This is a genomic window from Cedecea sp., from assembly GCF_036500665.1.
Taxonomy (GTDB): domain Bacteria; phylum Pseudomonadota; class Gammaproteobacteria; order Enterobacterales; family Enterobacteriaceae; genus Cedecea.
This window is the reverse complement of record NZ_DASYBS010000019.1, coordinates 1-8,047: the sequence shown is the minus strand read 5'-3', so window position 1 is coordinate 8,047 and position 8,047 is coordinate 1. Positions and strand designations below refer to the sequence as shown.

The 8,047-nt window shown below is 49.2% G+C and carries 13 protein-coding genes and 2 pseudogenes; 5 read left to right on the top strand and 10 right to left on the bottom strand.

Translation table 11 applies throughout. The features are described from left to right. Positions 1 to 44: 44 nt before the first annotated feature. A pseudogene (locus VGM55_RS02885) lies at positions 45 to 1,247 on the top strand (IS3 family transposase). Here VGM55_RS02885 and VGM55_RS02880 read toward each other — a convergent pair. The 10 genes from VGM55_RS02880 to VGM55_RS02840 form a co-directional block, all read right to left on the bottom strand. Further along, positions 1,211 to 1,429, bottom strand: coding sequence for a hypothetical protein (locus tag VGM55_RS02880; RefSeq protein ID WP_331634534.1), 219 nt, complete (start codon positions 1,427 to 1,429; stop codon positions 1,211 to 1,213). The pseudogene VGM55_RS02885 and the gene VGM55_RS02880 sit on opposite strands and share 37 nt — an antisense overlap. A 103-nt stretch (positions 1,430 to 1,532) precedes the next feature. Continuing rightward, complete coding sequence (locus VGM55_RS02875) at positions 1,533 to 1,703, bottom strand: hypothetical protein (protein WP_331634533.1); 171 nt, start codon at positions 1,701 to 1,703, stop codon at positions 1,533 to 1,535. A 25-nt stretch (positions 1,704 to 1,728) separates the two neighbouring features. Continuing rightward, a complete protein-coding gene (locus VGM55_RS02870; RefSeq protein WP_331634531.1) occupies positions 1,729 to 2,697 on the bottom strand; it encodes a hypothetical protein in 969 nt (322 codons plus the stop codon). Positions 2,698 to 2,785: 88 nt separating this feature from the next. Continuing rightward, positions 2,786 to 2,971, bottom strand: a complete 186-nt coding sequence (locus tag VGM55_RS02865) for a hypothetical protein (protein WP_331634530.1) — start codon at positions 2,969 to 2,971, stop codon at positions 2,786 to 2,788. Positions 2,972 to 3,067: 96 nt separating this feature from the next. Continuing rightward, positions 3,068 to 3,256, bottom strand: coding sequence for a DUF551 domain-containing protein (locus VGM55_RS27465; protein WP_414648185.1), 189 nt, complete (start codon positions 3,254 to 3,256; stop codon positions 3,068 to 3,070). Between the two features lie 15 nt (positions 3,257 to 3,271). Then, complete coding sequence (locus VGM55_RS02860; RefSeq protein ID WP_331634529.1) at positions 3,272 to 3,487, bottom strand: hypothetical protein; 216 nt, start codon at positions 3,485 to 3,487, stop codon at positions 3,272 to 3,274. A gap of 539 nt (positions 3,488 to 4,026) precedes the next feature. After that, positions 4,027 to 4,338: a hypothetical protein gene (locus VGM55_RS02855; RefSeq protein ID WP_331634527.1), complete on the bottom strand. Its 312-nt coding sequence runs from the start codon at positions 4,336 to 4,338 to the stop codon at positions 4,027 to 4,029. Between the two features lie 54 nt (positions 4,339 to 4,392). Next, positions 4,393 to 4,620, bottom strand: coding sequence for a hypothetical protein (locus VGM55_RS02850; RefSeq protein ID WP_331634526.1), 228 nt, complete (start codon positions 4,618 to 4,620; stop codon positions 4,393 to 4,395). An 18-nt stretch (positions 4,621 to 4,638) separates the two neighbouring features. Beyond that, complete coding sequence (locus VGM55_RS02845) at positions 4,639 to 4,935, bottom strand: antitermination protein N (RefSeq protein WP_331634525.1); 297 nt, start codon at positions 4,933 to 4,935, stop codon at positions 4,639 to 4,641. Positions 4,936 to 5,285: 350 nt separating this feature from the next. Beyond that, positions 5,286 to 5,939, bottom strand: coding sequence for a LexA family transcriptional regulator (locus VGM55_RS02840; protein ID WP_331634524.1), 654 nt, complete (start codon positions 5,937 to 5,939; stop codon positions 5,286 to 5,288). A gap of 183 nt (positions 5,940 to 6,122) precedes the next feature. Here VGM55_RS02840 and VGM55_RS02835 point away from each other — a divergent pair, with 183 nt between their 5' ends. The 4 genes and pseudogenes from VGM55_RS02835 to VGM55_RS02820 form a co-directional block, all read left to right on the top strand. Beyond that, entirely contained in the window at positions 6,123 to 6,395 is a 273-nt protein-coding gene (locus VGM55_RS02835) for a transcriptional regulator (protein WP_331634522.1), read from the top strand. A 125-nt stretch (positions 6,396 to 6,520) separates the two neighbouring features. Then, positions 6,521 to 6,817 (top strand): lambda phage CII family protein, encoded by a 297-nt coding sequence (locus VGM55_RS02830; protein ID WP_331634521.1) that lies wholly within the window; start codon positions 6,521 to 6,523, stop codon positions 6,815 to 6,817. A 24-nt stretch (positions 6,818 to 6,841) separates the two neighbouring features. Continuing rightward, on the top strand, positions 6,842 to 7,528 hold the full coding sequence (locus tag VGM55_RS02825) for a GIY-YIG nuclease family protein (protein WP_331634520.1): 687 nt from the start codon (positions 6,842 to 6,844) through the stop codon (positions 7,526 to 7,528). A 12-nt stretch (positions 7,529 to 7,540) separates the two neighbouring features. Beyond that, positions 7,541 to 7,906 (top strand): annotated as a pseudogene (locus tag VGM55_RS02820) (helix-turn-helix domain-containing protein); the annotation flags it as partial. Positions 7,907 to 8,047: the final 141 nt, after the last annotated feature.

Below are 8,047 nucleotides of genomic sequence, written 5' to 3'. Positions count from 1 at the left end.
GTACTGTAGTGGCACACTGATACTGGCCACCTGATCGGAAGGTGATATTCTCACCTCCCCAACACCACAGGTGACCCAATGGCAAAACATTTCACGGCAGAATTTAAACTCGAAGCTGCAAAGTTAGTTGTCGACCACGGCTATACCTACGTTAAGGCCGCAGAAGCGGTTAATGTCAGCCATTCGGCTATCACCCGTTGGGTCAATAAGCTGCGACTAGAGCGCCAGGGAAAAACGCCCGCCGGGCTGCCTCTGACGCCCGAACAGCTAGAGCTACGCGAAATGAAGAAAAGGGTTCAACGCCTTGAAATGGAAAATGAAATCTTAAAAAAGGCTACGGCGCTCTTAATGTCGGACTCACTCAACGGTTCACGGTAGTCGACAGACTGAGGGCGCGATATCCGGTCTCTGCGTTGTGTCAGACTTTTGAAGTCCATCGCAGCAGCTACAGGCACTGGCAGGCTTCGGCGAATAAGCCCGACTGCGAGCGTGTGACCAAGCGCAGCCAGGTCATGGAGGCGTGGAACGCCAGCGGCGGCTCCGCCGGTGCCCGAAGCATAGCGACTATCGTCTCCAGGGACTCTGGCGTCAAAATGGGGCGCTGGCTTGCCGGTAAGCTGATGAAAGAGCTTGATATCGCCAGTTGCCAGGTGCCGGCACACAAATACAAGCGCGGCGGCAACGAACACGTTGAGATACCAAACTATCTCGACCGCCAGTTCGCGGTTACCGGGCCGGATCAGGTCTGGTGCGGCGATGTGACGTATATCTGGACGGGTAAATGCTGGGCTTATCTGGCGGTGGTGCTGGACTTGTTTGCACGTAAACCGGTGGGCTGGGCCATGTCGACGTCACCGGACTCAGCACTGACGGTCAAAGCGTTGCAGATGGCCTGGGAGCTTCGTGGTCGACCAACGGGCGTGATGTTCCACAGCGACCAGGGCAGTCACTATACCAGCCGTAAATACCGGCAGGCGCTGTGGCGCTGTCGGATAAAGCAGAGTATGAGTCGGCGGGGAAACTGCTGGGATAACGCCCCTATGGAGCGGTTCTTCCGGAGCCTGAAGACCGAATGGGTGCCGACGAAGGGCTATAACAGCTTCAGCGAAGCCCAGAGCGCGATTATCCGCTATATCACGGGATATTACAGCGCCATCCGCCCACACTGGTACAACGGCGGCTTAACGCCCAACGAATCTGAGCGGCTGTACTACTTACAGTCTAATGCGGTGGCCAGTATTAGTTGACCACTACACCATTCGACTGCGGCTTTGGTGTGTTCATCAGGCTCAAATGCCTCAATCACCTTTTCCAGAGGATTTCTGTGATTAGCCTCGAGTCGCTCAACCTCTTTGCTGATGCGATCGCTATCCCTCTCAGAGAGGCCTTTACGGATAGCCACAAGCTCTTGTAAATCATTCAGTCTCATGATTCCTCCTTCACTGGCTCAGGAATTTTTACCGGTACGCCGAGGTCTTTAAGCAGCCTGACGAATTGCGTACCTGTCCATTTCTTCTCGAGTGATTGACCGCTCATGGCTGCCCCTCCTGACGAAGAAAATCTACCAACTTATCCAGCCAGCTCTTTTTCGGTGGCGGCGTGAAGCTGGCGGAGTTGAGAATGTTTGATGGGTGATGCTGGAATTTGAGCAAATAGTTAGTGGAGCAGCCCGAAGCGGACTGCCCGGCGATGGCGTACATCATGGGCTGTTCCTTGTTTTGATTTGAATTAGTAGGTAATGCGGATGGCGGTTACTTCGCCTTTAGCGATAGCGGCTACACACTTCTGAGCGCAATCTTCTGGCAGGCCTGCAGCTACAAGCTCGGCGACAGACTGGCGGTTAATGGTACGGCGGTGCTCAATGTCAGCTTCACGACGAGCTTTCTCATCAGCAACGCGCTTTTCCTCTGCCAGACGAGCTGCTTCTTTTGCCTCAGTCTCACGGCGAACGCGATCTGCTTCTTCCTGAGCTTTGCGTTGAGCTTCTGCGATAGCTTCCTGCTTTTCACGTTCGGCTCGTTCAGCGGCTTCTTTAGCGTCAGCTGCGGCTTTCTGCTCAGCTGCTACACGGTCACGCTCTGCTTGCTCGGCCTTGAGCTTGAATTCTGCTTCACGACGAGCCGCCTCATCGCGCTCACGCTGCGCATTTTCTTCGGCTTCACGTTTGGCTTGCTCTGCCGCCTGACGTTTCAGCTCTTCTTCGTGAGCAATGCGCTGGTGTTCAGCTTCGGCTTTAGCCTCTGCGGCGTCACGGTCGAACTTTTCGTTCAGCAACAGGGCGATTTCATGGTCTGCTTCAACTTGCTTAGCCAGTTCCTCTGCAGCGCGTTTAGCTTCTTCTTCCTGCTTAATTCTCTCCTGCTCGGCTTCCCACTCAGTAAGAGGTAGTCGGGTCGCATCGCGAAGGGCGTCACAGGCATCAACGAAACGCTTAATCTCCTGCTCGGCGGGCTTTACAGCCTCTTTCAGTCGCTTCAGGTGCTCGCGCCCCGGCTTTTCGATTGCCGTCTTGCTTCGTGATACCTGAGCCGCCAGAGAAGCCACCCGGTCACGCCCCTTCTTCGTGCTAAGGTCTGGCACTTCGTTTACTGCTGCCTTGATTTGCTCAAGGTATGCATCCAGGCCATTTGGCGAGTACAGAGCCGGAGCTTGTTCCGGCTTAATCTCGATGACAGTTAAATCCGTTACTTCACTCATGCTCATCTCCTGTTTAGTTGTGTTCATTAATCAGCGACTGCGCTCATGAATAAACGCGAACAAAAAAGCCGCACGGTGGCGGCAGTTGCTACAAGTTAGCCCTGTAGAAGGCTCTCAGCGCCTCGATTAAATCCTCTTCATCAAACGCCTCACTCTCACCATTTCCGCAATCTATCCAAATAACCCTTACGTCAAAGTTGCTTATCGTGAACTCCCCAATTTTTACGCCTTCCGCATGTGCATTCTTTGGGTTTGATGTCTTTACTATCTGCATACTTTTCTCCAGTTAAAAAGAAGCCGCCCCATGGGACGGCAAACAATGACAACGAGGGTTATCAGAATCAGCCCTCAGTGAAAGCTGATGCGGAGGTTACTCGGTTGGTTTTTCAGCAGGCATCCAGTGAGTTATCTTCATGTCTCTTAGGTAAGTAGCTAATGATGTTCTATACACTGACTCGTTGTACGTTTGAAAGATTACAGGGCCGCCCTCGATTTCATCCCATGCGACTACTGTGCTGTCATATGGCGGGAGCCTGTCACTGCACTTAATCCACTCCATATCCTCACCCTCTATTTAGTTGTGCGCCGAACGGGCTTTGAGCATTGCGTCGGCCTGCGCATATGCTGCAAGGGAAATTACCTGCTGCTCTCCTGAGTTAAGTGACAGGGGAATGGATGCCATAGCCTTAGCTGCGAAGTAATCACGTAGACTTGCGCTTTCTACGAACGGGATTACCTCCGAGCTTTCTTCTTTCTCGGTATTCTCGTTGTTTTTCATTGTATTTTTCACGGTTTGATATCCTCCAGGATTCAATTGATTTGTCGCTGCATTCTTTACAGTGAGACTTTGTTTTTAATTCACCAGACCTTCCATGGTCAGAATAAAATTCATCACGGTGCTTCGATAATTTACATTTTGGGCAGTACTTGTGTGATTCAGGGGTATCACGGAAGGAATCACCTGGCATGTGTGCATGCCGGGTATTACATGACCGGCAAACTATTCCAAAAGAACCATCTCTGTAGTGTTGAAGAGATGCAACAGAAGACATGCCGTCTTCTGAAAGCCAGTTCATCTCCCTTTCGCAATCCGGGCACTTGAATCCATCGGAAACAAGTGAATGAAGAAGATCATGAGATGGCACGGACAGCCCACGCCTTTTTGCGTTAACTCTCATTTGGCCGAATCGGTAATGCTTTGCGCACAGGCGTTGATTTCCTTGCTTTCTTACCGCTATTTCATGACATCCGAGTTTTCCACATGGACGCTCGCTGCCACCGTTACCCATATCTCACCTCTGTTAAACCGTATGTAATAAAAAAGGCCGCTTAAGCAGCCTTAATGAATAATTCAAGAACCTTTAGCGCTGCCCTTGGCCTGTCGTTACATAGCCCTCTAACAACCTCCCTCAACTCATTCATGCGCATTCCTCGCCGCCGGGCCTCTGCTGATAGCAGAGCCTCATCTATCAGCTTATAACGCCGCCACGCCTCTTTTCTGGCCTCTTCGTTTGCGGATTTTGCGTCCCGTCGCTCATGTGCTTTTCTTTTGCGCTCAGTCTCAAGATGCTCGTCCAGTTCTTTGTGGAAGTTCCCGCGCTTGCTTAGCGGCAGATTTAACATTCCGTGGTCAAGAGCCATTGTCACCTCGCCGTTACCGTTAATGTCTTTCTATGCCCCGCCCGATAGAGCTAGCTATTCGTTTTCGATGAATGCCAATGTCGGAATTAGCTTGCAATCACCATCACCAAATACTGCTCTCACATCTCTATTTTCACTGATTTGTGATGCTGGGATGTCGACAGTCACGCGGAATACATCCCCGCGCTTCATGTACTTAGCGTCGCAATCGAAGTTTGACAAAGGCCATACGTGTATACCCTGAGGCTTAAGCTTCTCATGTGCTTCAGCAACCTTTTTCATTGCGTCTCCGTGTGTTTATTAACGAGCAGTAACGCTCTCAGATTTGCGATATCCCGCCCGATAGAGCGATATCTCTGGAAGACAGCAGCCGGTGTCAAACTCCGGCCCTGTGTATGCAGAAGCTGCGGCCACAATCTGCTTCATGTATTCGGTTTCTGTTTCCACAGCTTTTTCAACGCGGCTCATAGCCTTTCTGTTCAGCGTCAACACCTGGCGCTGTGGCTTTGCGCTTACTCCCACTAACAGGGGGTTAGCAGCTTTCCATTCAGCTTGTTTAGCTGCGCGACGTTCGCGGCGACGTGCTTGTGAGTCCATACATCCTCCTGTCAGTGTGTTTAGGTAGATGGCGCGCCAGATGCTTATCTTCTGGTTGCTTCGGCGAGCTGCAATTCACGCCATCTCCAAAACAAACTGTTTCGGTGTATTTGCGCTTCTTCAGCGCTATCTGTTAATGAGCATTCACCGTCCTGGTGAGTAGTGCGTCCTGCTGATGGAGTAAAATTAGCACCATGCTAAATTTTTAGCAATAGGTTGGTGCTAAATTATTTCCGCATAGTGCTAAATTATTGAAAGTGTGTGGATAAAAAATTAGCTTGAGGGTGAATTATTTTGCGAAGGGAAACAAAAAACCCGCCATGTCGGCGGGTTTGGAGTGGTTGGAGGTATTAGTAGGTAACGGAAGACCAGAAAACTCTGCCTATAACTCTTATTTCTGAAGCTAGCCTTACTTCTTCTGGGTGCTCTTCTGAGTTATAGCTTCTAATTCTGATCATGCCATTCGGCATGCTGTATAAAATCTTGACGCGGAGCAGGTCGCCATAGTCAATGGCGTACATCTTCCCGTCCCGAACTTCCTTGCAACCAGTATCTACACCAACAGTAGATCCACTTGGTAATACTGGCTCCATGCTGTTACCGATCACCTCCACACATACTGCGTTACTAGGCTGTATGCTAAGTTTTCGAAGCGTGGATTTTGCGAATCTCAACTTATATCCATTATGGTCTTCACGAAAGACGCTCCCAGTCCCTCCAGAGATTTGAACCTCTTTCAGGAAAGGGATCTCTACTTCATCATCATCCAGTGATGTACTGCTATCCCAGGGTTGAATGTCACCAATAATCTTAGCTTCCCCAAGATTTTCAGCAGCATCCAATTCTTGATGATATTGGTCAAACCACCCATGTGGTAGCCCCAAATTTTCTTCAATCTTTCTTGCCAGTATCTCACCAAGACCCCGTGAAGCCTTCCCGCCTAGAATTTGGCTGATAGTTGACGCAGACGTTCCGACCTTCTCAGCAAAGTCTGCCTTTGACATCCCGGCTCGTATGGCCAGGTTTTGTTGGTGGCGCAGGTTGTTGCGCCTGATCTCTCTAATGTCCATGCCCGAAGTTTTACACCTTTTAGCGGCGGGATAAATATGCATTGCGCTAAAGACTCACTTGCAATAAATTTAGCATCACGCTAATATTTGACTTGTGCATTAGCAGATGGAGTATTTATGGAAACCAACGTAAAGCAGTTTGAGGAAATGAATGATCTGCTGCGCTGGAGAAAACAGGCTTCCAAAGAAGATTGGCAAAAGCTAGCAGCACTAGCCAATACAACGACAGGAAACCTAGACCAGCTGGCTTACGGGTGGCGCGGAGCATCAAGCTCAAAAGCGAGTGATATCGCTAACGCGACACTGAACTTCAGATTTCCCAAACCAGTAACAAAAGAAGCAATTGCCTTTGCTCCAGTAAGAAAGGCCCAGGGTAACAAAGCAGCATAAGCATCAACCCCCGCTCTTTACACATCCCGAGCTGAAGAAGCTCAGTAATCCAAAAGACTACAAATCTATGTGGCGACCGCTACGGCTTCGTCACGTAACTCATTTATCTAAGGGAAGTATTACAAATGGAACGCACACAAACACGCACGGAAGCGCTGAAGATTGAATCGGCGCTACTCAACAAAATCGCAATGAAGGGAAGCGCTGAAATCGCATCTGCTATCGGTGTAGACCGGTCGCAAATATCACGCTGGAAAGAAACCTGGCTGCCGAAGTTTTCAATGCTTCTTGCGGTGCTGGAATGGGGAGTGGTTGACGATGATATGGCGCGGTTAGCCAATCAGGTTGCAGCTCTGCTCACAAAGAAAAAGCCACCAACTGCGGTAACAGGTGATGGCTCTCAAATTCGTATGGATTTTTAACTGGATCAACATACAGGGGTAATTATGCACTTAGGGCCTATAGAAAGGCAACCAGGCATTATACATGAAATGAATATGCCACCTGAATTTAGAATGACTGGGTGGGTGTACATCATGAGCAACGAGTATATGCCTGGGATTTTTAAAATAGGAATGACAACGACAAGCCCAGAGACAAGAGCCAAAGAGTTGTCATCTGCTACCGGCGTGCCATTCCCGTTCAAAGTTGAAGCAGCATACCACTGCCAAGACCCTTCATATTCAGAGAAAGAACTTCACGACTACCTGAGCGAGTATCGAATTAACGACTCCAGGGAGTTTTTTAAAGCAGATCTTTCTGAGATAAAGCAATTCTGTGAAGAGCTTTGCGATGTTGAGGTGGGGACAGGAGTAGAGGAGCTAGCCATAAGTTACGACTTAATATCCTTTGAATCGCTATCAAATCTCAACCTATCAGACCTATTTGATGACATTGGTTTAAATGTTTTTGGCGATAAATTAGCGATAGCTGAAAGGTTGATCAGGATTGGAGCGGAAGTCGTAAGTCAAAAAATTGATGATAAATACGTATCAATTGCTTTCCATAAAAACAGGGCTTATGCCATTGAGGATCCCGTTTCTAAAGAAATGCGCACAAGGAAAGAGGAAGAAATAGCCGCTGGAATATATGGGCCAAAAAAGCCATTCACAGAAAATATCCCACCAATCTAATACGGATCACCTATGAGCATGAATCTAATGGCGAAAGCCATGGGTATCAAAGTTGGAAACCCATTAAGAAAGCTCGTACTGATTAAACTTGCAGACAATGCTAATGACAAAGGTGAGTGCTGGCCTTCATACCAGCACATAGCCGATCAGTGCGAGATTGGAAGGTCAACCGTAAAAAGCCATATCAGAGCACTTGAGGATATGGGGATGCTCCGCAGAGAGTATCGCCGAACCGGTGAGCTAAATCAGTCCAATGTGTTTTATCTCAACCTAGATAATCCGACTCCTAAACCACCTCAAATTAGTGGGTCAGTTCATGACCTAGGGCAGGAGCTGACCGAGGGTGGGTCAGGAGCTGACCGAGGGGGTGGGTCAGGAGTGTAGTGGCACACTGATACTGGCCACCTGATCGGAAGGTGATATTCTCACCTCCCCAACACCACAGGTGACCCAATGGCAAAACATTTCACGGCAGAATTTAAACTCGAAGCTGCAAAGTTAGTTGTCGACCACGGCTAT

Coding starts and splice junctions, on each gene's coding strand:
- VGM55_RS02880 (WP_331634534.1), bottom strand. CDS start 1,429: ATGAGACTGAATGATTTACAAGAGCTTGTGGCTATCCGTAAAGGCCTC.
- VGM55_RS02875 (WP_331634533.1), bottom strand. CDS start 1,703: ATGATGTACGCCATCGCCGGGCAGTCCGCTTCGGGCTGCTCCACTAAC.
- VGM55_RS02870 (WP_331634531.1), bottom strand. CDS start 2,697: ATGAGTGAAGTAACGGATTTAACTGTCATCGAGATTAAGCCGGAACAA.
- VGM55_RS02865 (WP_331634530.1), bottom strand. CDS start 2,971: ATGCAGATAGTAAAGACATCAAACCCAAAGAATGCACATGCGGAAGGC.
- VGM55_RS27465 (WP_414648185.1), bottom strand. CDS start 3,256: ATGGAGTGGATTAAGTGCAGTGACAGGCTCCCGCCATATGACAGCACA.
- VGM55_RS02855 (WP_331634527.1), bottom strand. CDS start 4,338: ATGGCTCTTGACCACGGAATGTTAAATCTGCCGCTAAGCAAGCGCGGG.
- VGM55_RS02850 (WP_331634526.1), bottom strand. CDS start 4,620: ATGAAAAAGGTTGCTGAAGCACATGAGAAGCTTAAGCCTCAGGGTATA.
- VGM55_RS02845 (WP_331634525.1), bottom strand. CDS start 4,935: ATGGACTCACAAGCACGTCGCCGCGAACGTCGCGCAGCTAAACAAGCT.
- VGM55_RS02840 (WP_331634524.1), bottom strand. CDS start 5,939: ATGTCAAAGGCAGACTTTGCTGAGAAGGTCGGAACGTCTGCGTCAACT.
- VGM55_RS02835 (WP_331634522.1), top strand. CDS start 6,123: ATGGAAACCAACGTAAAGCAGTTTGAGGAAATGAATGATCTGCTGCGC.
- VGM55_RS02830 (WP_331634521.1), top strand. CDS start 6,521: ATGGAACGCACACAAACACGCACGGAAGCGCTGAAGATTGAATCGGCG.
- VGM55_RS02825 (WP_331634520.1), top strand. CDS start 6,842: ATGCACTTAGGGCCTATAGAAAGGCAACCAGGCATTATACATGAAATG.